This is a genomic window from Leifsonia sp. KNZ13-11D (genome assembly GCF_056754895.1).
Genome location: NZ_JBPGWU010000001.1, coordinates 3,429,411 through 3,453,682, shown reverse-complemented (window position 1 = coordinate 3,453,682; position 24,272 = coordinate 3,429,411). Strand labels below are relative to the sequence as shown.

General features: G+C 67.2%; 22 protein-coding genes and 1 pseudogene. 13 read left to right on the top strand and 10 right to left on the bottom strand.

The window, feature by feature from the left end; genetic code table 11:
* Positions 1 to 4 precede the first annotated feature (4 nt).
* Positions 5 to 763 carry an SDR family NAD(P)-dependent oxidoreductase gene (locus tag ACR9Y5_RS16915; protein WP_481299051.1) on the top strand — a complete coding sequence of 253 codons (759 nt, stop codon included), beginning with the start codon at positions 5 to 7 and terminating at the stop codon, positions 761 to 763.
* Between the two features lie 136 nt (positions 764 to 899).
* Here ACR9Y5_RS16915 and ACR9Y5_RS16910 read toward each other — a convergent pair whose 3' ends face one another.
* From ACR9Y5_RS16910 to ACR9Y5_RS16895, 4 genes are all read right to left on the bottom strand, one after another.
* A complete protein-coding gene (locus ACR9Y5_RS16910) occupies positions 900 to 1,193 on the bottom strand; it encodes a hypothetical protein (RefSeq protein WP_481299050.1) in 294 nt (97 codons plus the stop codon).
* A gap of 75 nt (positions 1,194 to 1,268) precedes the next feature.
* The gene (locus ACR9Y5_RS16905) at positions 1,269 to 1,562 is read right to left on the bottom strand and encodes a hypothetical protein (RefSeq protein WP_481299049.1); all 294 of its coding nucleotides are present in this window, start codon (positions 1,560 to 1,562) and stop codon (positions 1,269 to 1,271) included.
* A 407-nt stretch (positions 1,563 to 1,969) separates the two neighbouring features.
* Complete coding sequence (locus ACR9Y5_RS16900) at positions 1,970 to 2,521, bottom strand: hypothetical protein (RefSeq protein WP_481299048.1); 552 nt, start codon at positions 2,519 to 2,521, stop codon at positions 1,970 to 1,972.
* Positions 2,522 to 3,466: 945 nt separating this feature from the next.
* Complete coding sequence (locus ACR9Y5_RS16895) at positions 3,467 to 4,054, bottom strand: TetR/AcrR family transcriptional regulator (protein ID WP_481299047.1); 588 nt, start codon at positions 4,052 to 4,054, stop codon at positions 3,467 to 3,469.
* 131 nt (positions 4,055 to 4,185) lie between these two features.
* Here ACR9Y5_RS16895 and ACR9Y5_RS16890 point away from each other — a divergent pair, with 131 nt between their 5' ends.
* Together ACR9Y5_RS16890 and ACR9Y5_RS16885 are read left to right on the top strand one after the other, a co-directional pair.
* Positions 4,186 to 4,983, top strand: a complete 798-nt coding sequence (locus ACR9Y5_RS16890; protein ID WP_481299046.1) for an alpha/beta hydrolase — start codon at positions 4,186 to 4,188, stop codon at positions 4,981 to 4,983.
* A 76-nt stretch (positions 4,984 to 5,059) separates the two neighbouring features.
* A complete protein-coding gene (locus ACR9Y5_RS16885) occupies positions 5,060 to 5,884 on the top strand; it encodes an alpha/beta fold hydrolase (protein ID WP_481299045.1) in 825 nt (274 codons plus the stop codon).
* 160 nt (positions 5,885 to 6,044) lie between these two features.
* Here the strand turns inward: ACR9Y5_RS16885 and ACR9Y5_RS16880 are convergent, their stop codons facing one another.
* A complete protein-coding gene (locus ACR9Y5_RS16880) occupies positions 6,045 to 6,590 on the bottom strand; it encodes a TetR/AcrR family transcriptional regulator (protein ID WP_481299044.1) in 546 nt (181 codons plus the stop codon).
* Positions 6,591 to 6,744: 154 nt separating this feature from the next.
* Here ACR9Y5_RS16880 and ACR9Y5_RS16875 point away from each other — a divergent pair, with 154 nt between their 5' ends.
* Positions 6,745 to 9,552: an alpha-L-rhamnosidase gene (locus ACR9Y5_RS16875; protein ID WP_481299043.1), complete on the top strand. Its 2,808-nt coding sequence runs from the start codon at positions 6,745 to 6,747 to the stop codon at positions 9,550 to 9,552.
* A complete protein-coding gene (locus tag ACR9Y5_RS16870; protein ID WP_481299042.1) occupies positions 9,549 to 10,340 on the top strand; it encodes a TIM barrel protein in 792 nt (263 codons plus the stop codon). Before ACR9Y5_RS16875 ends, ACR9Y5_RS16870 begins: the two co-directional genes overlap by 4 nt.
* A 50-nt stretch (positions 10,341 to 10,390) precedes the next feature.
* Here the strand turns inward: ACR9Y5_RS16870 and ACR9Y5_RS16865 are convergent.
* Positions 10,391 to 10,864 (bottom strand): annotated as a pseudogene (locus tag ACR9Y5_RS16865) (CoA-transferase); the annotation flags it as partial.
* A gap of 10 nt (positions 10,865 to 10,874) precedes the next feature.
* Positions 10,875 to 11,810, bottom strand: coding sequence for an AraC family transcriptional regulator (locus ACR9Y5_RS16860; protein WP_481299041.1), 936 nt, complete (start codon positions 11,808 to 11,810; stop codon positions 10,875 to 10,877).
* 80 nt (positions 11,811 to 11,890) lie between these two features.
* Here ACR9Y5_RS16860 and ACR9Y5_RS16855 point away from each other — a divergent pair, with 80 nt between their 5' ends.
* Positions 11,891 to 12,703: an NAD(P)H-binding protein gene (locus ACR9Y5_RS16855; RefSeq protein ID WP_481299040.1), complete on the top strand. Its 813-nt coding sequence runs from the start codon at positions 11,891 to 11,893 to the stop codon at positions 12,701 to 12,703.
* Positions 12,704 to 12,763: 60 nt separating this feature from the next.
* On the opposite strand, the gene ACR9Y5_RS16850 is transcribed toward ACR9Y5_RS16855, so the two are convergent.
* The 3 genes from ACR9Y5_RS16850 to ACR9Y5_RS16840 form a co-directional block, all read right to left on the bottom strand.
* On the bottom strand, positions 12,764 to 13,747 hold the full coding sequence (locus tag ACR9Y5_RS16850) for an aldo/keto reductase (protein ID WP_481299039.1): 984 nt from the start codon (positions 13,745 to 13,747) through the stop codon (positions 12,764 to 12,766).
* A gap of 161 nt (positions 13,748 to 13,908) precedes the next feature.
* A complete protein-coding gene (locus ACR9Y5_RS16845; protein ID WP_481299038.1) occupies positions 13,909 to 14,838 on the bottom strand; it encodes a sugar phosphate isomerase/epimerase family protein in 930 nt (309 codons plus the stop codon).
* 56 nt (positions 14,839 to 14,894) lie between these two features.
* A complete protein-coding gene (locus ACR9Y5_RS16840; protein ID WP_481299037.1) occupies positions 14,895 to 15,572 on the bottom strand; it encodes a GntR family transcriptional regulator in 678 nt (225 codons plus the stop codon).
* 175 nt (positions 15,573 to 15,747) lie between these two features.
* On the opposite strand from ACR9Y5_RS16840, the gene ACR9Y5_RS16835 reads away from it, so the two are divergent.
* The 7 genes from ACR9Y5_RS16835 to ACR9Y5_RS16805 are packed head-to-tail and all read left to right on the top strand — an operon-like array spanning position 15,748 to position 24,233.
* On the top strand, positions 15,748 to 17,124 hold the full coding sequence (locus ACR9Y5_RS16835; protein WP_481299036.1) for an ABC transporter substrate-binding protein: 1,377 nt from the start codon (positions 15,748 to 15,750) through the stop codon (positions 17,122 to 17,124).
* Entirely contained in the window at positions 17,124 to 18,071 is a 948-nt protein-coding gene (locus ACR9Y5_RS16830; RefSeq protein WP_481299035.1) for a carbohydrate ABC transporter permease, read from the top strand. The genes ACR9Y5_RS16835 and ACR9Y5_RS16830 overlap by 1 nt, the downstream gene beginning before the upstream one ends.
* Positions 18,071 to 18,985 carry a carbohydrate ABC transporter permease gene (locus ACR9Y5_RS16825; RefSeq protein ID WP_481299034.1) on the top strand — a complete coding sequence of 305 codons (915 nt, stop codon included), beginning with the start codon at positions 18,071 to 18,073 and terminating at the stop codon, positions 18,983 to 18,985. Before ACR9Y5_RS16830 ends, ACR9Y5_RS16825 begins: the two co-directional genes overlap by 1 nt.
* Positions 18,986 to 19,017: 32 nt before the next feature.
* The gene (locus ACR9Y5_RS16820; RefSeq protein ID WP_481299033.1) at positions 19,018 to 20,775 is read left to right on the top strand and encodes a GH39 family glycosyl hydrolase; all 1,758 of its coding nucleotides are present in this window, start codon (positions 19,018 to 19,020) and stop codon (positions 20,773 to 20,775) included.
* Entirely contained in the window at positions 20,772 to 21,617 is an 846-nt protein-coding gene (locus tag ACR9Y5_RS16815) for an aldo/keto reductase (RefSeq protein ID WP_481299032.1), read from the top strand. The genes ACR9Y5_RS16820 and ACR9Y5_RS16815 overlap by 4 nt, the downstream gene beginning before the upstream one ends.
* Positions 21,618 to 21,657: 40 nt before the next feature.
* Positions 21,658 to 22,428 carry an SDR family NAD(P)-dependent oxidoreductase gene (locus tag ACR9Y5_RS16810; RefSeq protein WP_481299031.1) on the top strand — a complete coding sequence of 257 codons (771 nt, stop codon included), beginning with the start codon at positions 21,658 to 21,660 and terminating at the stop codon, positions 22,426 to 22,428.
* A 29-nt stretch (positions 22,429 to 22,457) separates the two neighbouring features.
* Positions 22,458 to 24,233, top strand: coding sequence for a dihydroxyacetone kinase family protein (locus tag ACR9Y5_RS16805; RefSeq protein WP_481299030.1), 1,776 nt, complete (start codon positions 22,458 to 22,460; stop codon positions 24,231 to 24,233).
* The last annotated feature ends 39 nt before the right edge of the window (positions 24,234 to 24,272 follow it).

The window sequence follows — 24,272 nt, the reverse complement described above, 5'->3', positions numbered from 1 at the left end:
CACTGTGACCACGAGTCCCGATTTCTCCCTCGACGGACGCGTCGCGTTCGTCATCGGCGGCGCCACCGGCATCGGTTACGCCGTCAGCGCCGGTCTCATCCGCAACGGGGCGACCGTCTACATCGGCGGACGCACCGAGCAGGTCGGTGAGCGCTCAGCGCAGGAGCTGGGCGCCACCTACGTCCCTGTCGACGTCACCGACTCCACCTCGGTGGACGACGCCGTCGCCACCATCGTGAAGGCTCAGGGGCGGCTTGACATCGCCGTCAACGGTGCGGGGACAGGCCTGAACAAGCCGACGGCGGAGACCACCGACGAAGAATGGTCCCGGGTGATCGAGACCAACTTCAGCGGCACCTTCCGGTGCTGTCGCGCGGAGGGCCGCGTCATGCTGGAGCAGGGCTCCGGTTCGATCATCAACATCGCGTCGATGTCAGCGCACATCGTCAACCACCCGCAGAGGCAGGCCGCCTACAACGCCTCGAAGGCGGCGATCGTGCACTACACCCGCTCCCTCGCCGGCGAGTGGGGTGCCGACAACATCCGCGTGAACTCGGTTTCTCCCGGGTACACGGAGACGGCTCTCACCGCCGTGAGCAGGTCGATGCCGGACCGGCTCAACTCGTGGCTCGAGAAGACACCCCTCCATCGCATCGCACAGCCGGACGAGATCGCCGGGGCAGTGGTGTACCTCGCGTCAGATGCAAGCAGCTTCGTCACCGGGGCGGACATCGTGATAGACGGCGGCTTCTCCATCTGGTGACCGTTCACGGCGGGCAGCGCGGTGGATCTCGATCGCGCTAGGACAAGTGGGATGCCGACAAGACGGCCGCACGTCGAGCGGCCCGCGTCCTTCCGCCGCGTGGTGGCGACACGCGCACTAGCCGCTGCCACTGAAGTCAGCGCACCGGTTTCTGCTCGCCTGCGCCGGGACCGTTCTCCTGCTCGAACTTCCGCAGCTGCTGCCGCGCGCTCCGAAACCGCAGAATCCCTAGCACGAGGAAGGCGATGGCGATGGCGAGCTGACCGACATGCAACTGGAAGTTTTCGCCCGAAAAGACGAGTGCCGTTGCGAGCAGTGTCCACATGGCGCCGATAACGATGAAGGTGATCGCGAGAGTGCGGGCCCGGTTGAGTGCGATTCGCTGCATCGTCAGTGACTGCTTTGGGGTCTCCGGGCCGTGTGCTGTCACAGCGCCACGCTACGCCGAAATGACGGCCGGGAGCGGGTACCCGCGGTGGCGGGTTCGGCCCGAGCCGATGACTGGTCAGCCTTCGTTGCGGTCCTCCTCGGTTCCGGGCGTTCCGGCCTTCCGGTACCAGAAGTAGCTCGCCCATGCCGCCACGGCGAGAAGGAGCCACAACACGGCGGTCGGAAGAATCCACCACCTGCCGTTGACGGACCAGTCGACGAAGAAGACCACTGCGACCAGCGGGTAGAGGATGCCCAGGAACAGGGCGTAGCTGCGTCCTCTAGCAACCACCCACCAGGGTTTCCGCGGCTGCCGCACGTCATCGGCGCCCACCGGTTTCATCGGAGGGAAGTCCCCTTGTCCGGTCATGGTGTCCGTCCGCATCGTTCAGTGACTCGCAGCGCAGACCACCTTCGCCGACGGCTGCCGACAGCGGACGCTGCGCGGCGGGTGGTGATCGACCACGGCTTTGTCGACGGCGCACCGGTCACAAGTCGCACCCCAGATCAGCAGCCGGAAACACCGTCCGTCGTGCCCAGAACAGGCTCATGGATGCCCCAAGGGATGCGACAACACGAAGTAGGTCAGAAACGCCAGCGCGAGAACCAGGAGCACGACGAGCGAAACGCACCGCTTTCGACACTTCTCCTCGCCTGCTTCGGCGGTCGGGCCGGATCACCTTGGGACCAGGGTGAGTGCGAGGAAGACGGCGAAGAAGGCGAGGGCCAGAACGAGGACCACAACGGCGGCCGCGCGGCGGGCGCCCGTGAGCTTGTTCATAGCGGGCCACTCCTGCCAGCGGGAGCGGATCCTGCCGCCGAGGGATCGCTGAAGAGCTGTTGCTGCAGCCGCTCGATGGTCCGCAACTGTCGGCGCGAGTTGATCGGGTACCAGACGGCCAGTCCCAGGAAGAACCCGAGCGCGGCGACCCAGAAGACGACGCGTGAGCTGTCGGTGACGATGAGGTAGACGGCCAGGGCGGCGAACAGACCGAACTCCAGTGGGCCCAACCAGCGCAGCAGTCTCGCTTGCCGGCGTCGCCTCTCCAGCAGCGGCTTCCACTCATCCGGGGAAGCGCCTCGAGGAACCTCACCCGTCTTGACGGCTATCGTTACGGTTTGCGCCATCGAGGTACCGCCGGACTTCCGCCGCTGCCGGGCGACCAGCAGCGCCATGACAGCACCGAACAGAACACCGCCGATCACGGCGGCGACAACGCTGGCCCAGCTGAGCCGCTGGATCCCGATGCTGACGTTCACCACGAACGTCCCAACACCGAAGAACAGACCCATCAGAATGCCGACGATGTAGACCGGTTGCCGGTTCATCCACTCTCGCACCACACACCCCGTTCACAGGCACAGGGGCACCTCCTTCGTCGAGGCGCCAAGGAGCAGACAACACCGGTACTGAGCAAACGTCAACTATCAAAACGTTCTCAGGGGTGCATTTCGCTTCGGCGGCCCAAGAAGGGGTGCTGGCGACGATGTGTCCTTTCCCTCTCGGTTAGGTTCGCAGGCGTACCGATCGAGGGCGTTCGCGTAATCGTCCGAATCAATCCGTTACCAAGGCGACCTCCTCAGCGCTGCGGGAGCTTGGGTCTCGCCGGTCGGGGAATAGTAGCCGTGAGGGAGTGGTCTGCGCTGCCGTGTGCATGCATTCGACTCATTCCCCGCACTTATCCCGCACATCGAAACGATTTCAACGCGACTGAAATCGAGTCTGCGCAACCGAAACTCGATGAAAATCAAGTGAATGACGCCTTACGTGAACCTAGGAGTTCTACCGGAACCTCATCGTGGTGTCGGGGTTCGAGTCCCGCCCTCGCTACAAGCCCCGGAATCTCAAGGTTCCGGGGGGATTTTTGGTTAACCTGACCAGCACCCACCCCGCATAAAACCCGCACATTCAACTCGCTCCGACGACCGTGTTGAGCGCCGCGGCGCCAGGCACTCGACGCCTGCGCGCTCGCACTCGGCATGCCGAGACTTCCTCGCCCCGGGCGACCGCGCTGGACGGCGCGATCATCACACCGGAAGAGCAGGGTGAACGATGGAGGGCCGGTCTCGAACCTCGCTCTGGCCGCACCCGCGGTACGACGCCCGTCGAGGCCGCTCTCCAGCCGCGCTCAGTGCGCTGCCATTGAAGTCAGGTTGGGCTATGCCTCGCATCCCGCGGCGGGACAAGCCGTGCGTGCCGATGCTCTCGACGGATCCTCGCTCTCACGCCGTCTCCAGGTCAAGAGAACCTCGCACGGCTGCGTGGCTCGGTGCTCACGAGTTCTGTTGGCGGATGACGGCGTACCCGGCGGCGCAGAGGGCGTCGGCGACCGTGGTCGCATCACCGAGGTATCCCGCGACCATTGCGCCGTCGCGGAGCATGATGAGCTGGTCGGCTTTGCGGGATGAGTCTGTCACGCCGAGTTCGTCGAGGAGTTCCTTGGCCGCATCCCTGAACCATCGTCGGTGCATGTCGACGACGAGCCGGACGGGGTGTCCGGCGTCGGCATACTCCGCTGCGGCATTGATGAAGGGACAGCCACGGAAGCCGGGAGAACAGCTCTCCTGGCCGATGCCGCTGGCGATCATCCGGAGGGCTCCCAACGGATCGCCGGCGGCGTCGCGAGCACCCTGAACCGCGTCGCGTTCCCATGCCGCGCGCTTCTCGAGGTAGGCCACGATCAGGTCGTCTTTGGTCGGGAAGTGCCGATAGAAGGTGACTTTGGTGATGCCCGCCTTCTCGATGATCCGATCAGCGCTGACAGCGCGGAGCCCGTTCGCGTAGAACAGCTCGGTTGCGGCGTCGATGATCCGCTGCCGCGTGGCGGGACCGCCCCGGGTGGCGCGTGCCGTGGTTGTCATCCCGTTCACCCTAATCGCCCTTCAGCTTCTCTCAGGAACGAATCATCACTCCATGCTTGCGCTCACGACGTTCTGTGCGGCAAGCTTCGGTAGAGGTACTAGTTAGTCTACATCCAAAAAGGAGATCTGCGATGCCCACCCCCACCCCCGTCGTCTTCATCCACGGTCTATGGATCCACTCGAGCGCCTGGCAGCCCTGGCTGGACCTCTTCCGTGAGGCCGGCTACGAGCCAAGCGCTCCCGGATGGCCGGGCGACAAGGCGACCGTCGCTGAAACCCGCGCCGACGCTGCGCGGCTCGCAGGCGTCGGGATCGAGGAGATCACAGCCGCATACCGCGAGATCATCGCGACGCTCCCGGTGAAGCCGATCGTGATCGGCCACTCCTTCGGAGGCCTCATCGCCCAGAAACTCCTCGCCTCCGGCGACGCTCGCGCCGCCATCGCGATCGATCCCGGTCAGATCAAGGGTGTGAAGCCGCTGCCGTTTGCCCAGATCCGCTCCGGGCTGCCGGTGCTGAAGAACCCGGCCAACAAGAAACGCGCCGTCTCTCTCACCGCCAAGCAGTTCCGCTACGGCTTCGGCAATGCGATCAGCGAGAGCGAGTCGAATTCGCTGTATTCGCAATGGACCATCCCTGGCCCGGGACGCCCGCTCTTCGAGGCCTCGGCGGCCAACTTCAGCAAGACCTCTCCCGCCGCCGTCGACACCAAGAAGTCCGATCGAGGCCCGCTCCTGATCATCGCCGGCGGCAAGGACCACACCGTCCCGGAAGTGGTCGCTAACGCCGCCTACAAGCTGTATGCCGAATCGAAGGCGGTCACCGACTTCCGAGTGTTCCCGGACCGCGGGCACTCCCTCGTCCTGGACTCCGGATGGCACGCGGTCGCGGACGCATCCCTGACGTGGCTCGCATCCCAGTCGCTCTAGCGCACCACCACACACCGATCTCGCTGGAGAACCAGCCAGCCCGAGGCCAACGCACCACCAACGAAAGGACACCCTCATGAAGCGTCGCCACGGAATCCGGGCCGCCGCCATCGGGATCGGCTTCGCCGCCCTCACCGCCACCATCGCATCGCCCGCCCTCGCTAGCTCCGCTCCCAGCGCCGCCCAGCACGCGCCGAAGCCAACCGTCGTTCTCGTTCACGGGGCGTGGGCGGACGGCTCGAGCTGGGATGGCGTCCGTCAGGACCTGCAACGCGACGGCTACACCGTGCTCGTTCCCGCGAACCCCCTCCGGGGACTCAAGAGCGACGCGGGCGCCCTCTCCGCGTTCCTCGCCCAGCGCATCACCGGCCCCGTCGTGCTCGTCGGTCACTCCTACGGCGGCGCCGTCATCACCAACGCTGCCCTCTCCGACCCGGACGTGAAAGCCCTCGTCTACGTTGACGCGTTCATGCCGGATGCCGGCGAGAGCATCGGATCGATCGTGGGAAGCTCCACCTCCGCGCTCAACGTCACTGACCCCACCTCCGTCTACGACGTCGTCGGGTACCCCGACGGGTCCGCCGACGCCTACCTGAAGCCCGGCATCATCCAGAAGGACCTCGCGGCGGACCTCCCGTCGTCGGAACAGCAGACGCTCATCGCCAATCAGCGCCCGATCGCCCTCAGCGCCGTCTCTGAGCTCTCCGGCACGCCGGCGTGGAAGTCCATCAAGAGTTACTCGGTGATCGGCACCCAGGATCTCGTGCTTCCCGAGGCGACACAGGAGCAGGAGGCCAAGCGTGCGGGCTCGACGGTCACGCTAGTCCGCGGCTCGCACATGTCGTTGATCTCCAAAGCCCACCAGGTCGCGGAGGTGATCGAAGCAGCTGCAGGCAAGTAGCGGGGCCGGTCGGCCGCTGCGCGCGCAGCGGCCGGTTACAAGGGCTGCGGGCCGGACTCGCCGACTCGACCGGCGACCCTAACCCTGCGCATTCCCTTCTCACTTAGTTGGAGACCTCGCGACCCCGGACCCCTGGGCCTGGATTGACCGCCAGTCTGCTTCATGAGCGCGGCGAGTTCGTCGCTGGAAGACCTCGCGCCTCTCCCAGGATCTGGACGATGAATTGGACGAGTGCTTTGCGCCGATGCTCACCGCCGTCTCGGTCGAACGGCGCGACGTGCCACACCTCGCACAGGCCCCAGATGATGACATAGAGATCGCGCGGGTTCCATTCGGCCGACACAACTCCGTCGTCCTGCCAGCGCGCGATCATCGTCTCGGGGAGCGGAAGGTCACCGAGCTGAGCAGTCGCCTCCTCCCACGGGTCCGATTCCAGGCGCGCCCAGGTCAGGAGCCGGAGCGTCTGCGGGTGCTCCGCGATGAAGTCGAAGACGCTGCCCGCGAACGCGACGAGATTTTCTGCATCCTGACCGACGGTCGTTCCCACCTCGGTCACAGCCGAAACGATGGTGGCGACGAAGAGCGCCCTCTTGTCGCCGAAGTACGCGTAGATCCGCTCCTTGTTCACGCCCGCGAGGGAGGCGATGCGGTCGACTCGGCCGCCGCCGAATCCGGAGGCGGCGAACTCGGTCCGAGCTGCCTCCAAGATGCGCTGGCGCGTGTTCGCTGCGCGTTCCGATTCAGCTGCGTTGCTTGTGATCCGCCCTGACATCGCACCCGTCTTTCCGTGTGTTGCGTTCGCGATCAATCACGATACTATTACCCAACCGAATGGTTGGTTGGCAGTGGAGGGAGTTCGTGTGGAAAGCACGCAAGCCGTATGGGTCGCGATCTCCCGGATCGGGTACCGAGCCGACGAGAGCTTCGTGGCCACGCCCGAACCACGGCTTTCCTGGGTGACGGAGACCGGCGAGCCCGCGTGGCGGCAGGCGTGGGCCGAACTCGAATCGGGAGGGAGGCTCGTACGCATCGACGGGCCGGAGTCGGTGCGAGTGGCATGGCCGTTCTCGCCGCTGCTCCCTCGAGAAGTTCGAACCGTTCGAGTGCGGGTCGGCGGCGAAGACGGCTCTGTGTCCGAGTGGAGCGATGAGCGGTTCGTTCGGGCCGGGTTCCTCGCCGAGGGGGAGTGGGCGGCGTCCATGGTGGCGCTCCCCGAGCCGACCCGTCTCGGTCAGCCCGCGCTGCTGCGGACCGAGTTCACCGTCTCGAAGCCGCTGGCGCGAGCGCTTCTCTATTCCACGGCTCAGGGCGTCTACCAGGTTGAGATCAATGGAGGTGCGGTCGATGCCGACACGCTCAAGCCCGGATGGACGTCGTATCAGTGGCGACTCATCCACGAGACGCAGGAAGTCACCCACCTCCTCGAGGTCGGCACGAACGCCGTCGGCATCGAGCTGGCGGCCGGATGGTTCGCGCAGCGATACGGGTTCGGTGACGATGCTGCCCCGTTCTACGGCGAGCAACCGGCGGCAGCAGTGCAGCTCGTCCTCGAGTATGAGGACGGCGAGGTCGCGACTGTCACCACGAACGAATCATGGCGGGCTTTCGGCGACGGTCAGGTGATCGATGCCGGCCTCTACGCGGGTCAACACGACGACGCTCGCCGCGATCCCGGCGAGTGGTCGCGCCCTGGTTTCGACGACGCCGGTTGGTCTGCGGTGGCGATCGTCGACGCACCGACACCGGAGCCCAGGATCGCACCGCCGGTCCGCGAGGTCGCCACGCTTCAGGTCGCGGCGATCACCTCGGCCTCAGGTGCGGCGATCCTGGACTTCGGTCAGAATCTCGTGGGCAGGCTCCGTGTGCGTGCCGACCTGCCGAGAGGCACAAAGATCGTGCTGCGCCACGCGGAGATCCTCGTCGACGGTGAACTCGACGCCCACTCCATGCGTGGCGCGATGGCTACCGACTCTTTCATCTCTGCGGGGCGGCCCGTCGTGTGGGAGCCGCGGTTCACCTTCCGTGGATTCCGGTACGCCAGCATCGAGGGCTGGCCTGGACAACTGCCGACTGATGCGATCACCGCCGTCGTGGTTTCGAGTGATCTGAAGCGCACGGGATGGTTGGAGACATCGGATCCGCTCGTGAACTCGCTTCACGAGTCGATCGTCTGGAGCATGCGCGGCAACTTCGTATCGCTACCGACCGACTGCCCACAGCGGGATGAGCGCCTGGGTTGGACGGGTGATATCGAAGTCTTCGCGCCGACCGCAGCGACGATGTTCGACGTCGATGGCTTCTTGAGCAGCTGGCTGGCAGACCTGCGATGCGAGCAGGCTGCGTTGAACGGAATCGTGCCGTTCATCGTCCCCAACACGTCAGGGGCGTTCACCGCTCCCACCGCCGGGTGGGGTGATTCTTCGGTGGGCGTCCCCTGGACGCTGTACGAGCGCTTCGGTGACATCGAGGTGCTCGAGCGTCAATACCCGAGCATGAAAGCCTGGGTCGATGTCGTCGCCGCCCGGGCCGGTGACTCGTACCTCTGGAAGGGCGGCTTCCAGTTCGGCGACTGGCTCGACCCGACAGCGCCGAAGGATGACCCGACCCAGGCGAAGGCTGACAAAGAGCTCGTCGCCACCGCGTACTTCCACCGTTCGGCCTCGATCGTCGCGAAGGTTGCGACCCTGCTCGGGCACCAGGAGGATGCCGAGTGCTATCAGCGCCTGGCTCACCGGATCGCGGTCGCGTTCGACCGGGAGTACGTGACCGCGAACGGACGACTCAGCTCGGACGCTCAGACCGCGTACGCCTTGGCGATCGCGTTCGGACTGGCGAGGACGCGCGAACTCGAGTCGGCAATGGGTGCCCGCCTGGCTCAGCTGGTCCGCCGCAACGGATACCGGATCGGGACCGGATTCCTGGGCACCCCGGTCATTGCGGATGCGCTCACCAGAACCGGTCAGCGTGAGGCGGCCGACCGCCTCCTGACCCAGACCGAGTGTCCCTCCTGGCTGTACCCGATCACGGCCGGCGCGACGACGACCTGGGAGGCGTGGGATGCGCTGCTGCCCGACGGATCCCCCAGCCCGGCCGCCACCTCGTTCAACCACTATGCATTCGGGGCCATAGCGGACTGGCTCTACGGCTCGGTCGCCGGTCTGAGCGCCGCCGAACCCGGATACCGGACCATCCGCATCGCACCCGTGCCGCTGGCGAGCTTCGACCATGCCTCCGCCGTGCGGCTGACTCCCTATGGACGCGCGGCGATCCAGTGGGGCCGCGAAGGCGAGTTCATCCGCATTCAGGCGACGATTCCTGCGAACAGTTCCGCGGTCGTCCGGCTACCCGACAACGGCGAGGCGTTCACCGTCGCTGCGGGAACTCACGAATGGGTCGTGCGCGACAACGTGCTTCCGGCAGCCACCGTCGGAGCGCTCTCCTGGGAGAGCGACCTGGCCGACATCATCGACGATCCTCCCGCCTACAGGGCCGTCATCACTGCCTTCGAAAAGCACGCGCCACACGCCGCAGAAGCGTTGAGGACCCGCACGCGGTGGGAGCGGGGGATCTCGCTGAGTGTGGAGTTCTTCATCCTCCCGCGATCGGTGCAGACCGCTATCGATCGCGACCTCCAGCAGTACAACCAGCGCGAATTCGAACGGGGATGACCGACGTGCTCACACTCACCGCGAACCTCGAACTCAACTTCCCCGACCTCGACGACGTGCCGTCTCGAATCCAGGCCGCGGCATCGGCCGGCCTCCACGAGGTCGACCTGTGGACGACGTTCGACAAAGATCTGCCGTCGATCCGATCGGCTCTGGACGCGACCGGGACGCGGGTCATCTCGATTTTAGCCGAGCCCCGAACTGGCGTCGCGTGGCCCAACGCGGACCTCGGCGCACTCTTGGACGGCCTCGACCGCACCATAGAGAACGCGAACCTCCTCGGGGCTCCGTTCGTCATAGTGGACTCGGGCCTCGGATTTCCGGGTCATTCGAGGACGAAGCAGCTCGGAACCTTGACCGAGGTCTACTCGACCGTCGTGGATCGGACTCGAGGTTCCGGAGTCACCATCCTTCTGGAGTCCGTGAACACGCGTGTCGACCACCCGGGCCTGCTGCTCGACCGCAACAGCGACTGCCAAGCCATCATCCGTGCGGTCGACGACCCGGGGCTCCGATGGTTGTTCGACGCCTACCACTCGTTCACTGAGCGCGAAGACTGGAGGGCCGAACTGGCAGCAGGAGCGGACCTGCTGGAATACGTCCACCTCGCGGATTCGCCTGGCCGCCGAGAGCCCGGCACCGGCGCCACCGACTGGCCCGGTTTCCTCGATGCGCTGGTGCAGCACGGCTATTCCGGATCGGTTCAACTCGAATTCGTCCCGACCACGCACTTCGCTGACTCCATCGCGTACATCCGCTCACTGGTGGAGGCCGCTAACGCACGATGAGGGAGGGACGCCAGTCCCCACTCGTTCCGCCCTCCACGCCGTCGCGTGGCTCAGGCATGAGCCGCGCGTGTCCCGAGAGTCGGATCGGCGGGGATGGTGAGCGGCGCAGCGGTCGCGGCGGCGACCTCGTCCACCGAGACGCCGGGCGCGAGTTCGCGGAGTACGAGACCGTCGGCGGTGACGTCGATCACGGCGAGGTCGGTGATGATGCGGTCGACGCAGCCCCGCCCGGTGAGCGGGAGCGTGCACTGCTCGACGAGTTTCGGAGAGCCGTCCTTGGCGATGTGGTCCATGACCACGATGACCCGCTCGGCGCCGTTGACGAGGTCCATGGCCCCGCCCATGCCCTTGACCATCTTGCCGGGCACCGCCCAGTTGGCGATGTCGCCGGAGGCCGAGACCTGCATGGCGCCGAGGACGGCGGTGGCGATGCGGCCGCCGCGGATCATCCCGAAGCTTGTGGCCGAGTCGAAGTAGCTGGCTCCGGGCAGGACCGTGACCGTCTCCTTTCCCGCGTTGATGAGCTTCAAGCGCTCACGCGTCCAGCGTGACCGGGCCCGCGTCGTGGTCTCCCTCGGTGAGGCGCTCCCGGAGGCGCCACTGACCGGGAGAGAGGCCGTGCCGGCGACGGAACGCGGTCGCGAACGCGAAGGGGTTCTGGTAGCCGACCGCGGCCGCGACGGCGGCGAGGGTCTCGTTCGTCCGAACCAAAGCGTCCTCGGCGCGCTGCATCCGCAGATCGGTGAGGTAGCGGGCCGGGGGCGTCCCCACCTCCGCGGCGAAGCGCTTGGCCAGGGCCGACCGCGACGACTGCGCCACCCGGGCCATCTCCGCGAGGGTCCACGGGGCCTCGGGATGCCCGTGCAGCCGTTCCAGCAGGACGCGCAGCTTCGGATCGGAGAGCGCCGCGTACCAACCGGGACGGCTCGACGCGTCGTTCGCCCACCAGGCGCGCAGCGTGTATACCAGGGTCACGTCGAGCAGGCGGTCCAGGAGCGCCTGCTGGCCGGTCCCATCCCGAGCGATCTCCGCCGTGAGGAGCGACACCACCGAGCGATGTGCATCGTCCTGCCGCTCGCTGGGAACGACCACGACCCGCGGGAGGTCGTCGACGAGCGAGCGACCCACGCTCCCCTCGAGGATGTACGCGCCGCACAGGACCGTCGCCCCGACGCCGCCGCCCGTGTCCGAGCCGGCGATGCGCGCCTCGCGGATGGGCTCCGCCGTCGCGCCCGGGCTGCTCACGATCGCGTACGGGGCGCCGGCGGTGACAAGCACGGTGTCCTGCGGCCCGAGTCGCAGGGGATCCGCGCCCGCGTGCTCCAACCAGGCCGCACCCTTCACAATGATGTGCACGGTCAGTGCGCGGGTGCCGCTGAACGCCAGCCCCCACGGCTCGACCCGGCGGAGCACGGAGAACACCGCGCCCCGCGCGCGCGCCTGCGCCAGCCGGTCACTCAACACGTCCATGCGCCCACAATAGACGAATGCGAATGGGAACAGGATTTTCACGCATTGTTCGTCCCGGCGAGCAACCCTATCGTTGCGGCATGAACACGTTCTTGATCCTCGGCGGCACCGGCAAGGTCGGCGGCCGCCTCGCCCACGTCCTCGAGGTTGCCGGGCACGAGGTCCGTCGCGCCAGCAGGCGCGCCACTGTCCGGTTCGACTGGCGCGACGAGAGCACATGGCCTCCCGCGCTGGTCGGCGTGAACGGCGTCTTCATCGTCGGGCCCGGTTCCGCCACTGACTGGAGTCCCGACCTCACCCGCTTCCTCGCCGTTGCGCACCAGGCAGGCGTCCGGCGCGCCGTGCTGCTCTCGGCGCGCGGTGTCGAGTTCCTGCCGGGCGGAGCCGTCGCCGCCGCCGAACGCGCACTGCGCGAGAGTCCAGTGCCGTGGACGATCCTGCGCCCGAGCCACTTCTCGCAGAACTTCACCGAGGCGATGTTCGTCCCCGTCGACGGACGGATCGTGGCCCCTGTCGGCTCGGGCGCAGAACCCTTCATCGACGTCGAGGACATCGCGGCCGTCGCGGCCGAGGTGTTCGAAAGCGATGGATACGAGGGTCGCACGATCGACCTCTCCGGACCGGAGGCCCTCACCTTCGACGAGGCCGTCGCGCAGCTGGCACGCGCATCCGGCACCCCCGTCGCGTTCGTGGACGAGGACGATGACGCACACGTCGAGCGTCTGCGGGCGGCGGGAACGCCCGAGGGGTACATCGAGTGGCGGATGGCCATGCTGGGCGGGATCCGGTCCGGCGCCGACGCGTACCTCAGCGACGGCGTGCAGCAGGTGCTCGGACGTCCGCCGATATCGTTCGCCGAGTGGGCCGCCCGGGAAGCAGGTCGCCTCGTGTGACTACCGAGGAGACCGCATGAGCGAGAGCGAGATCAACGGCACCGCCGGCGCCCGGCGTCGTCAGAAACCCTCGGGCTCCCTGGGCGTGTACGCCGCCTCCAGCCGGGCCACCTCGCCGTCCGTCAGCTCGAGCTGGAGGGCTGCCACCGCGTCGTCGATGTGGTGCGGTTTCGTCGCGCCGACGATCGGCGCCGTCACGGCGGCCCGGCCGGCGACCCAGGCCAGCGCGACCTGCGCCATCGGCACATCCCGTTCGGAGGCGATCGCGGCGACGGCCTCGACGATGGAGCGGTTCGACTCCTCGTGCGCGCGATACAACGTCTTGCCGAACTCGTCGGTGTCGGCGCGGGTGCCGGAGCCGGAGGAGTCCCACGGGCGGGTCAGCCGGCCGCGCGCGAGCGGGCTCCACGGCAGCACTCCGATGCCGGTGGCGCGGCAGTACGGGTGCATCTCGCGCTCCTCCTCGCGGTCGAGTAGGTTGTACTGGTCCTGCATCGAGACGAATCGGGTCCAGTGGTTCACCTCGGCGACCCGTTGCAGCTCGGCGAACTGCCACGCCCACATGCTCGAGGCGCCGATATAGCGGGCCTTGCCGGCTTTGACGACATCATGGAGGGCCTCCATGGTCTCCTCCATGGGCACGGCCGGATCGAATCGGTGGATCTGGTACAAGTCCACGTAGTCGGTTCCGAGGCGCGTGAGTGAGGCGTCGATCTCGTGCATGATGGCGGCGCGCGAGAGTCCTGCGCCGTTGCGGCCGGCCCGCATCCGGCCGTTCACCTTCGTGAAGATCTGGACGTCCTCCCGCGAGCCGAGCTCGGCCAGCAGAGCCCCGGTGATCTCCTCGCTGGAACCGAGGGAGTACACGTTCGCCGTGTCGAAGGCGGTGACGCCGGCCTCGAACGCCCGGCGCACGAAGGGCCGGGCCGCGTCGATGCCGACGCTCCACGGGTGGCTGCCGCGTTCGGGGTCGCCGTACGACATCATGCCCAGCACGACGCCGCTGATCTCGAGACCGCTGCTACCCAGGCGAACCGTTCGCATACGAGGCTCCTCTGCTCATCGGAGTGTGGTCCAACTCTATTGGCGTGCGGGCCCGCGTATCGGCCCCCTGCCGATGGTGAGTTCGGACCAGCGCGATCTCGGTTGCGGCCGTGGCGAGGTCTCGAGCTCGTCGAGTGCGACGAGACAGCCACAGCCCGGCCTCAGATCGCAGGAAGAAGCGTCCGGATGTACCTCTGGTTGGTGGCGCAGACGCCGAGGCTGTCGCCCCCGTATTGCTCGCAGAGGATGATCCCGTCGAATCCGACGCGCAGGGCCTCTGCGAACACCTGCCGATAGTTGATGAGGCCCGTCTCCATCGTCGACGGAACCGAGCTCACCCAGCTTCCGTCGGCGGCTTCGTCGCGGGTGTAGTTCTTGACATGCCAGTAGTTGGCCCAGGGGAGGGTCTTGGCGTAGAGCTCGCGCCAGTCCTCGACGGGGCGGTGCAGGCGGATCAGATTCGCCACGTCGGGATTGAGGCCCACGTTCTCCAGTCCCACCTCTTCGACGAACCGCACCGCGCTGTCCGCCGTCCCCAGGTACGTGTCCTCGTACAGTTCCAGGGCCACCTTGAGGCCGAGATCGGCGGCGTGCCGGCCGAGTTCCCTGATCCGTGAGACGGCCTGCCTCCACACGTCGGGGTCCTCCGGATCCTTCGGGCCCTGCGCCGTCCAGAACCAGAGGGCCTCCCGCTGGGCGCGGCTGAGGGGCTGATGAAGGCCGGTCGAGTAGACCTCCATCCCCCATTCCGCTGCCGCTTCGACGGTGCGGTGAGCATACTCGAGGTTGCTCTGCTCATGGCCGGGCATGATGACGCTTCGTCGCTGCACATGCACCGAGGGGATCCGGATGCCGTGCGACCCGGCGATCGCGAGGAACTCGTCGCGGCGTGACGGCTCGAGATCCGCGGGCCGGATGTGGCTGTCGGCGAGTTCGATCAGAGAGAAGCCGACGTTCTCGATCTCGTCGAACATCGCATCCCACACCTCGGCGGGAGCGTCGTGAAGGGCGACGCCGTTCTGGTCGACGGGAGGGAAGCCGTGCAGGCAGGCCGCGATCGGCCACGCTTCCGGGGTGTGGGGTGTGGGCATGTGGTTCCGTTCGCTGGTGGGATCGTTCGACGGGCTGAGGGGCGGCCGGCCGCAGGCTAGTGCTCGGGATGCGTGGCGAGCAGTCGGTGGTATGCGCCCTCGAGGTGCGACTGGATGGCCTTGGCGGCCGAGTCCGGATCGCCCTGCACCAGGACGTCGCGCAGTTCCGCGTGCTCCGCGTAACCGACCTGGAGGAAATCGCGGAACGAGTCGTTGCGGGCATTGAGGAAGAACTCGACCTGGCTTCGGATGTGCTCCCAGGAGTTCTCGAGCCGGCGATGATCGGCCGCCTTGTAGAGCAGATCGTGGAACTCGAGGTCGAGCCGCGTCACCGCCTGCGCCTCGTAACCCGCGTCCACGCGCTTCATCTCGTCGAGCACGGCGTCCATCCGGGCCAACAGCTCGGGCGTCATGCGCTCGGTCGTGCGCTCCACGGCGAGCCGCTCGAGGGCGAGGCGCAACGTGTACACCTCGATGATGTCCGAACGTGTCAGCTCGACCACGAACGCCCCGCGGTGACGCCGCAGCTCGACGAAGCCCTCGTTGGAGAGCTGGATGAACGCTTCGCGAACCGGTCCTCGGCTGACGCCGAGGGCTTGCGCGATCTCCGTCTCCTTCAGATGGGCCCCCTGCTCGAGCTGGCCGGTGCTGATCATCCGGCGCAGCGCATCCACCACGTTGTGCGAGAGCGCAGGCTGCACCACGGGAACCAACTGCAACCCCGATACCGTCATGGCGAAACCCTCTCACAAAATGTGCTTGTGAAGATTGTAAACAATTTACCGTTGACAGTAAGCATGGCGCGCGCCAGGATTGCGTCACACACACGTTTGCGGCGGTCGGTGCTGCCGGCCCCGCCTAGGTCGCGCCTGTTGTCCGGGCGCGGTCCCAAAACAAAGGAGTTTTCGCGTGAAGAAGAAGGCACTCATCGCGTTGGCCGGTCTGGCCGCCGCAGTGTCGGCGTTGGCAGGCTGTTCCTCGACCGGCGCGTCCGCCGGCGCGACTTCGGCTGCGACCGACAAGCCGCAGTCGCAGGCGGACAAGCCGTCCAACTGCGACAACAAGGTCGTTTATCCGTCCGCCACCCGGGTGTCGCTCTGGGGCTGGTCGCCCACGCTGCCTGTGGCCGTCGACGCATTCGACAAGGCACACAAGGATGTGCAGATCTGCTGGACGAACGCCGGCGCGGGCAGCGCCGAGTACCAGAAGTTCTCCACGACCATCGCGGCCGGCAAAGGGGCGCCGGACGTGATCATGCTGGAGACGGACCACCTCAACAGCTTCCTGATCAAGGACGCTCTCGTGAACCTCAGCGACTACGGCGCCGACAAGTGGAGGAGCGACTTCTCGGCCGGCACGCTGAAAGACATCTCGAGCAACGGTGGGATCTACGCCGTGCCGGACGACGGTGGTCCCGTCGCGATGATGTACCGCAAGGACATCTTCCAGAAGTACGGCCTGACGGTGCCCAAGACGTGGGCGCAATACGCTGCCGACGCAGCCAAGCTCAAGAGCGCGGGCGGCCCCGCGATCGGAGACTGGCCGAACGACACGCCGGCCTTCCCGCAGGCGCTGTTCGCTCAGGCCGGTGCGAAGCCGTTCGACTACAACATCGACAAGAAGACGAGCCTCGGTGTCGACATCGACAGCGCAGCGAGCCGGAAGGTGCTCGACTTCTGGGACGGCCTCGTCCAGAAGGGTGAAGCGATCACGACGGGCCAGTCGTCGACCGACTTCGTCAGCGAGCTCGCGTCCGGCAAGGTCGCCACCTTCATCGCGCCCTCCTGGGAGCCGGGACACCTCACGGGAGCCGGTTTCACCCGCGGACCGGACAGCCCGTGGGGTCTCGCGATGCTGCCGCAGTGGGATTCGGGTTCGCCCGTCCAGGTGAACTGGGGCGGCTCCACCTACGCGGTGACGACCCAGTCGACGGTGCCGCACGCTGCCGCCGAGGTTGCGCTGGAGCTGTTCGGCCATGAGGACCAGACGACCTTGGGCGCGCACTTCCCGCAGCACGTCGAGGCGCAGAAGGCCTCGTGGTTCGTGAATGCCGAAGACCCGTTCTTCGGGGGGCAGAAGGCGAACAAAGAGGTGTGGATCCCGACGGCGGGCGCCTACAAGGGGCAGAGCTACAGCCCCTTCCAGGACTACTACTACCAGCAGGTGACGGCGATGCTCACGAAGACCACCGGCGGCGCCGAAAGCTCCGGGGCGGCCCTCTCCAAGCTGCAGTCCACCATCGCGTCGTACGCCAAGGCGCAGGGCTTCACGGTCACGTCCAAGTGATGACGACCAGAACAAGCACGTTCGCCGCGACGCGGCCGTCGTCCCTCCGGGCGAGGGCGGCCGCGCGCGGCACCTCGGCCCGGCGCAGGCGCATCGGCTGGCTCTTCGTCGCACCCTTCGGCGTGGTGTTCCTCGCCTTCCTCGTCGCCCCCCTGGTGTACGCCTTCTGGCTGAGCCTCTTCTCCAAGGGCCTCGCCACCGGCACGACGTTCAGTGGGCTCGGGAACTACGTGAAGGCGTTCAGCGATCCGGACTTCCTCGGCGGCCTGCTCTTCGTGGTGGTGTTCTCGCTGGTGCTGATCCCCATCCAGATGCTCGTCTCGCTGGCGGCGGCTCTGGTGCTCGACACCGTCACGACCAAGCTCGCACGGTTCTCCCGGCTGATGATCTTCGTGCCCTACGCGATACCGGCCGTGATCGGTGCGCTCATGTGGGGCTTTCTCTACAGTCCGGGATTCGGCCCGCTTGCACAGGTGTTCGCGGTCTTCCATGCCACGGCGCCCAACCTCCTGGGTAGCCGTGAGGTGTTCGGCGCTCTGCTCAACGTGGTCACCTGGCAGTGGAGCGGCTACTACATGATCATCATCTACGCGGCTCTGCAGGGCATCGACAGCTCGCTCTACGAGGCCGCCAGGATCGACGGCGCGAGTCCGTGGCAGATCGCGTTGCGGATCAAGGTGCCGCTGGTCGCCTCCGCGCTCATCCTGATCCTGGTGTTCGCGTTGATCGGCACGCTGCAGTTCTTCACCGAGCCACAAGTGCTGGCACCGTCGTCGAACGGCGTGATCACGCCGTCCTTCACGCCGAATATGTATGCCTACAACCTGGCGTTCTCGAACTCGCAGATCAATTACGCGTCGGCGATCTCGTTCGCGCTCGGACTCGTCGTGTTCGTGGGCGTCTACATCTTCCTCTTCGCCACCCGCAAGAAGGGACGGATCGTCTGATGACGGCCCTCGAAGTCAAGACGGCCGAGTCCGTCGCGCAGTCCGTGCGCACCCGCGCAAAGCCGAAGCGGCGGCTCGGAACGCACGTGTTCCTCGTCGCGCTGGTGATCTATTTCCTCCTGCCGCTCTGGTGGCTGATCGTGGCGAGCACGAAGGACGCGCACGGCCTCTTCTCCGGCAGCGGCGGCTCTCTGTGGTTCGACAAGACGTTCGCGCTGTTCGACAACCTCGGTCTGCTGTTCACCTACAACGGCGGAATCTATCTGCGGTGGCTCGGCAACTCGCTCCTGTACGCGCTCAGCGGCGGCGTCGGTGCGACCGTCCTCGCGATCCTCGCGGGCTACGGGTTCGCGAAGTTCGCCTTCCCCGGCCGGCGTTTCAGCCTCGCGCTGCTTCTGGGCTCCGTCATGGTCCCGCTGACCGCGCTGGTGATCCCCACCTTCGCCATGCTTTCCCAGGCGGGAATGGTGAACACCATCTGGGCCGTCATCCTGCCGTCGCTGCTCAACCCGTTCGGCGTCTACCTCATGATGGTCTACGCCACGGACGCCATCCCGGACGAGCTCCTGGACGCCGCCCGGGTGGATGGTGCGGGCGAGCTCCGCACATTCCTCACCGTCGCGATGCCCCTGCTGAAGCCTGCGGCGGTCACCGTGCTGCTGCTCTCGGTCGTCGGCACCTGGAACAACTACTTCCTGCCGCTCGCCATGCTGTCCTCCGACAACCTGTTCCCGGTGACGGTCGGGCTGGGCCTCTGGGACGGATTGGCGAACTCCGCGAGCGGCACAGGGACGACATCGCTGTGGAGCATCATCATCCTGGGCTCGCTCGTGTCGATCATCCCTCTGATCGTCGCGTTCCTCAGCTTGCAGCGCTACTGGCAGGGCGGCCTCGCCGTCGGCTCGCTCAAGTGACCTTCACCCCACCTCCCGACGAAAGGATCGGCGTGACCACCACGACACCGACCACCACCCCTCGGCCCGACAAGAACCCCGGCGTGGAATCCACGCCGCTCTTCCCGGACGCCGCACCGCACGACCCGGCGGCCCGCCACGTGCATAGCGCCGCGATCGACGTCGACGCCGGCGGCCCCGGCCGGCGCATCGAGCCGATCTGGGCGAGCCTCGGGTACGACGAGATCAACTGGACCTACACCGCCACCGGCCGCCGACTGCTGGAGACCATCCGGCAGGCGTCCCCGACACCGTTCCACGTCCGCCCGCACTACGTCTTCGTGAGCGGCAGCGGCTTCGGTCTTCCCCATCAGGGAAGCGGCAACGTCTACCACGAACGCGACGGCGTGCCGTTCTACGACTTCACGATCGTGGACCAGGCCTACGACGCCATCGTCGGCGCCGGGCATCACGTGCTCGTCGAGCTCGGGTTCACCCCGCGCGACCTCGTTCCCGACCGCGCGTACGAGGAGTATCCGCTCATCGACAGCCCGACCGTCTACAGCGCCTATGAGGCCGGCCACTGGAGCTTTCCTCCGAGCGACTACGAGAAGTGGGGCGATCTCGTCGCCGCACTGGCGAAGCACTGCGTCGAGCGCTACGGAGAGGAGGAGGTCTCCGGATGGCTGTGGGAGTTGTGGAACGAACCCGACATCTACTACTGGCGTGGAACGCGTCAGGAGTTCAACGAGCTCTACGAGACGACCGCCCGCGCTGTGCGCAGCGTGCTGCCGGACGCTTCCGTCGGCGGCCCGACGGTCACCGGCGGGCCCAACGGCGCCGAGTTCCTCCGGGAATTCCTCGGCTACGTCGCCGAGAGGGAGCTTCCGCTCGACTTCGTGTCGTTCCACACCAAGGGGTCCCGGTTCGTCCCGTGGCGCACCTACGGGCCCACCGGCGCCGAGGCTCCCGAGAAGCAGTCGCCGCAGACCACGAAGATGCTCTACGAGATCCGGACCCTCTTGCGCGTGATGGCTGAGTTCCCGCAGTTCGCGAAGCTGCCGGCGATCGTCGACGAGTGCGACGCAGGTGTGCCGGCTCACTGGGGCGTGTACGACAACTCGAACTTCCGCTTCCAGAACACCGAGTACTACCCGGTGTTCCAGGCGAACCTCATGAAGAAGATCCTCGACATCAACCTGCTGGAGCAGGCGCAGGTGCGCGAAGCCACGACGTGGAGCTTCTACTTCGAAGGCGAGAGGATGTTCGAAGGCACCCGCTCCTTCCTCACGGCCAACGGTGTGGAGAAGCCGCTCCTGAACGCCTATCGCATGTTCGGCAGGCTCGGCACCACCCGGCTCCCCGCGGTCTCGGACAGTACCTGGAACGTCTCCGAGCTCGACGCCATCGCTCCGGCCCTCCCGCCGGAAGAAGTCGACGCGCTCGCGACCCGCACCGACGACGGCGACATCGCCATGCTCGTCTACCGCCGCACGGACGACCAGTACAGCACCGACGACACGGAGGCGGCGGTCGCGGTGACGCTGCGCGGACTCCAGCCGGGCCGGTACACACTCGAGCACTACCGGATCGACGGGCAGCACAGCAACGCCCACACCGTGTGGACGCAGCTCGGCAGCCCGCAGCTCCCCACGCAGGAGGACGTCGACCTCCTGCACAGCAGGATGGGTCTCGAAGAGTACGAGCCGGCTCGTGAGGTGGACGCGCCGGAGGGACGCAGCGAGCTCTCCCTCAGCCTCCCCCTCCATTCGGTGTCCCTGCTCGTGCTTCGCCGGGCGGACGCCTCATGACCGTCGGCACGGCGCCGTCCGTGCTCCTCGGAGAGGGCGTGGAGATTCCGCAGCTCGGCTTCGGCGTCTTTCAGATCCCGCCGGACGAGGTCCGGGCCCGTGTGGAAGAAGCGCTGGAGGTGGGATACCGGCACATCGACACGGCCGCGGCCTACAACAACGAGCAGGGTGTCGGTCGTGCTCTCACCGCGAGCGGGCTGCCCAGGGAGGACGTGTTCGTCACGACCAAGCTGCGGAACGGCGAACAGGGGCGAGCCTCGGCCCGGGTCGCGATCCGGGACAGCCTGGACCGGCTCGGCCTGGACTACGTGGATCTCTATCTCATCCATTGGCCGTCGCCGGCCCGGGACGCCTATGTGGACAGCTGGCAGGCCATGATCGAAGCCCGAGAGGAAGGGCTGGTCCGTGCGATCGGCGTGTCCAACTTCCTGCCGCATCATCTCGACCGGGTCATCGCCGAGACCGGTGTGACGCCGGCCGTCGACCAGATCGAGCTGCACCCGTACTTCGCCCAGCCCGGCCTGACCCGGCTCCTCCAGGAACGCGGAGTGGCCGTCGAGTCGTACAGCCCGCTCGGACAGGGCAAGGACCTGGCGGACCCCGTGATCGCAGAGGTCGCGGCATCTGTCGGCCGGGCGCCGGCCCAGGTCATCCTGCGCTGGCACCTCCAGCACGGGTACATCGCCATACCGAAGGCGTCGACGCGCTCCCGGATGGCCGCGAATCTGGACGTCCTCGACTTCGAGTTGAGCGAAGAGGACATGCGGAGGATCGACTCGCTGGACACCGGGGAGCGGATCGGCGGCGACCCGAACACCTTCGAGATCACCCAGATCCGATGACGAGCACCATCCATCAGCAGTGTGAAAGGAACCTCCGTCCATGACTTCTCGATATCCGCAAGCGCGCACCGTCGTCCTCACCGGGGCTGCATCGCCGAGAGGAATCGGCCAGGCGACCGCGAATTACCTGGCCGAGCGCGGATGGAACATCGGAGTGATCGATCTCGATGACTCCCAATCGCAGACGGTGGCGCGGAACATCGCCGAGACGTTCGGTGTGCAGGCCGTCGGTGTCGGCGCCGACGTCGCCGACGATGCCGCTGTCGGAGCCGCCTTCGACCTGATCGAGTCGGAGCTTCCGCAACTGGTGGCGCTCGTCAACCTCGCGGGGGTCTCATCGCCCGACCCGTACCTCGAGGTCAGCTCCGACGAGTGGAACCGGGTCATCGGTATCAACCTGACGGGTGTGCATCATGTCACCCGACGTGCAGCCCAGACGATGGTGCGACACGGACTGGGTCGGATCGTGAGCCTCTCGTCCGTCTCCGCACAGCGCGGTGGTGGCACGTACAGCAAGGCCGCGTACTCGGCGGCGAAGGCGGGCGTCATCGGGCTCACCCGCGCTGCGGCCCGCGAGCTGGGACCGTTCGGCGTCACCGTCAACGCCATCGCCCCGGGCCCTATCAACACCGACATCATGGGCGGCCCCCTCACCGAGGAGCGCAAAGCGGGGATGGCGTCGGATGGCGTGCTGACCAGGATCGGCGAGCCGACCGACGTGGCGGCCGCGGTCTCCTACCTCATCAGCGAGGATGCCGGATTCGTGACCGGTCACACCCTCAACGTCGATGGCGGCCTCTACATGCACTGAAGCCCTCGGCTTCGAAGGGAGACGATCAGATGACCAGATTGTGGAACGACCCGGCCGACTTCGCCGACGAGATGGTCGACGGGTTCGTGCGGGCCAACGCCCGCTGGGTTCGCCGGGTCCCCGGCGGGGTGGCCAGGTCGACGCGGTCGGCGGACGCCGAGGTGGCCGTGGTCATCGGCGGCGGCTCTGGTCACTATCCGGCGTTCGGCGGCCTGGTCGGGCCGGGGATCGCGCACGGAGCGGCGATGGGCAACCTGTTCGCATCGCCCTCGGCGCATCACGTGGAGAGTGTGGTCCGCGCGAGCGAGCAGGGTCGCGGCGTGCTTCTCACCTACGGCAACTACGCCGGCGACGTGCTGCATTTCACCGCTGCTCAGGACGCGCTGCGAACCGAAGGCGTCGACTGCCGTACGGTCACCGTGACCGACGACATCTTCAGTGCCCCGCCCGGCGAGAAGCACAAGCGTCGTGGCATCGCGGGTGACCTCGCCGTCTTCAAGTCGGTCGGGGGAGCGGCGGCGGCCGGTTACGACCTCGACGGGGTCGAGCGCGTAGCGCACCGCGCGAACGAACGCACCCGGTCGATGGGGGTGGCGTTCTCCGGTTGCACGCTGCCGGGAGCGGAGGCGCCGTTGTTCACCGTGCCCGAGGGCCGCATGGCGATCGGGCTGGGGATCCACGGCGAGCCGGGGATCGACGAGACCGACATTCCCACGGCCGAAGGCCTCGCGAGGCTGTTCGTCGACCGGTTGCTCGATCCTGCAGAGGTCCCCGACGGTGTGGAGGTGGAGGGTGCCCGGGTGGTGCCGATTCTGAACGGCCTGGGCTCGGTGAAGCACGAAGAGCTCTTCGTCGTGTTCGATCGCGTCGCCGCCTGCCTCGAGGAGGCGGGCATCGAGGTGGTGGATCCGCAGGTCGGTGAATTCTGCACGAGTTTCGACATGGCGGGTGTCTCGCTGACCCTCTTCTGGCTCGACGAGGAGCTCGAGCGGCTGTGGGCCGCTCCGGCCGACACTCCGGCGTTCCGCACCGGGACCATCGACGCCGGCGGCAGGACGGTAGAGGTGGAAGACGGTGGCGGCGACGCGGACGAGGGCGTCCCGGAGGCGGGCGAGGGGTCGAAGGAGGCCGCGCCCGTGGTCGTGGCGCTCCTCTCGGCCGTCCGCGACGTGATCGATGAGAACGCCGATGAGCTCGGGCGGATCGACGCGGTCGCCGGTGACGGAGACCACGGCATCGGCATGCAGCGGGGCGCTCGCGCGGCTGTCAGTGCCGCGGCGCGTGCGGCCGAGGCCGGAGCCGGCTGCGGCACCCTCCTGAGGGCGGCCGCCGATTCCTGGTCGGACCGCGCGGGGGGCACGTCCGGCGCCCTGTGGGGGATGATCCTGGGCGCGCTCGGCCGCAGCGTCTCGGACGAGGACGCCCCGAGCGCGTCTTCGGTGTCGGCGGGTGTGAGCGCAGCACAGCGAGCGGTCATGGAGTACGGCAAGGCGCAGGTCGGCGACAAGACGCTCGTCGACGTGCTCGTCCCCTTCGCGGAGACCCTGGCTTCGCACGTCGCCGCCGGCGAGGAACTCGTCGATGCCTGGGACGCCGCTGCGTCGCAGGCGTCGCTCGCCGCGGAGGCGACAGCGGACCTGATGCCGCTGATCGGCCGGGCGCGCACGCATGGCGTCAAGGCCGTCGGGGTGCGCGACCCCGGTGCCGTGTCGATGGCACTGATCGTCTGCCGGGTGCGCGACGTGCTCAAGGCACGGGTCCGGGCACCTGAGCCGCGCGGTACGGAACGAACTGTGGCGGGCTGATCGCAGATCGAGGACAACCCACGGGTTTCGGCCCGTTCA

Excerpts from the sequence above, each read along its gene's own strand:
- ACR9Y5_RS16905 (WP_481299049.1), bottom strand. The coding sequence starts at position 1,562 with ATGACCGGACAAGGGGACTTCCCTCCGATGAAACCGGTGGGCGCCGAT.
- ACR9Y5_RS16900 (WP_481299048.1), bottom strand. The coding sequence starts at position 2,521 with ATGAACCGGCAACCGGTCTACATCGTCGGCATTCTGATGGGTCTGTTC.
- ACR9Y5_RS16895 (WP_481299047.1), bottom strand. The coding sequence starts at position 4,054 with ATGACAACCACGGCACGCGCCACCCGGGGCGGTCCCGCCACGCGGCAG.
- ACR9Y5_RS16890 (WP_481299046.1), top strand. The coding sequence starts at position 4,186 with ATGCCCACCCCCACCCCCGTCGTCTTCATCCACGGTCTATGGATCCAC.
- ACR9Y5_RS16885 (WP_481299045.1), top strand. The coding sequence starts at position 5,060 with ATGAAGCGTCGCCACGGAATCCGGGCCGCCGCCATCGGGATCGGCTTC.
- ACR9Y5_RS16870 (WP_481299042.1), top strand. The coding sequence starts at position 9,549 with ATGACCGACGTGCTCACACTCACCGCGAACCTCGAACTCAACTTCCCC.
- ACR9Y5_RS16860 (WP_481299041.1), bottom strand. The coding sequence starts at position 11,810 with ATGGACGTGTTGAGTGACCGGCTGGCGCAGGCGCGCGCGCGGGGCGCG.
- ACR9Y5_RS16855 (WP_481299040.1), top strand. The coding sequence starts at position 11,891 with ATGAACACGTTCTTGATCCTCGGCGGCACCGGCAAGGTCGGCGGCCGC.
- ACR9Y5_RS16850 (WP_481299039.1), bottom strand. The coding sequence starts at position 13,747 with ATGCGAACGGTTCGCCTGGGTAGCAGCGGTCTCGAGATCAGCGGCGTC.
- ACR9Y5_RS16845 (WP_481299038.1), bottom strand. The coding sequence starts at position 14,838 with ATGCCCACACCCCACACCCCGGAAGCGTGGCCGATCGCGGCCTGCCTG.
- ACR9Y5_RS16840 (WP_481299037.1), bottom strand. The coding sequence starts at position 15,572 with ATGACGGTATCGGGGTTGCAGTTGGTTCCCGTGGTGCAGCCTGCGCTC.
- ACR9Y5_RS16830 (WP_481299035.1), top strand. The coding sequence starts at position 17,124 with ATGACGACCAGAACAAGCACGTTCGCCGCGACGCGGCCGTCGTCCCTC.
- ACR9Y5_RS16825 (WP_481299034.1), top strand. The coding sequence starts at position 18,071 with ATGACGGCCCTCGAAGTCAAGACGGCCGAGTCCGTCGCGCAGTCCGTG.
- ACR9Y5_RS16815 (WP_481299032.1), top strand. The coding sequence starts at position 20,772 with ATGACCGTCGGCACGGCGCCGTCCGTGCTCCTCGGAGAGGGCGTGGAG.
- ACR9Y5_RS16810 (WP_481299031.1), top strand. The coding sequence starts at position 21,658 with ATGACTTCTCGATATCCGCAAGCGCGCACCGTCGTCCTCACCGGGGCT.
- ACR9Y5_RS16805 (WP_481299030.1), top strand. The coding sequence starts at position 22,458 with ATGACCAGATTGTGGAACGACCCGGCCGACTTCGCCGACGAGATGGTC.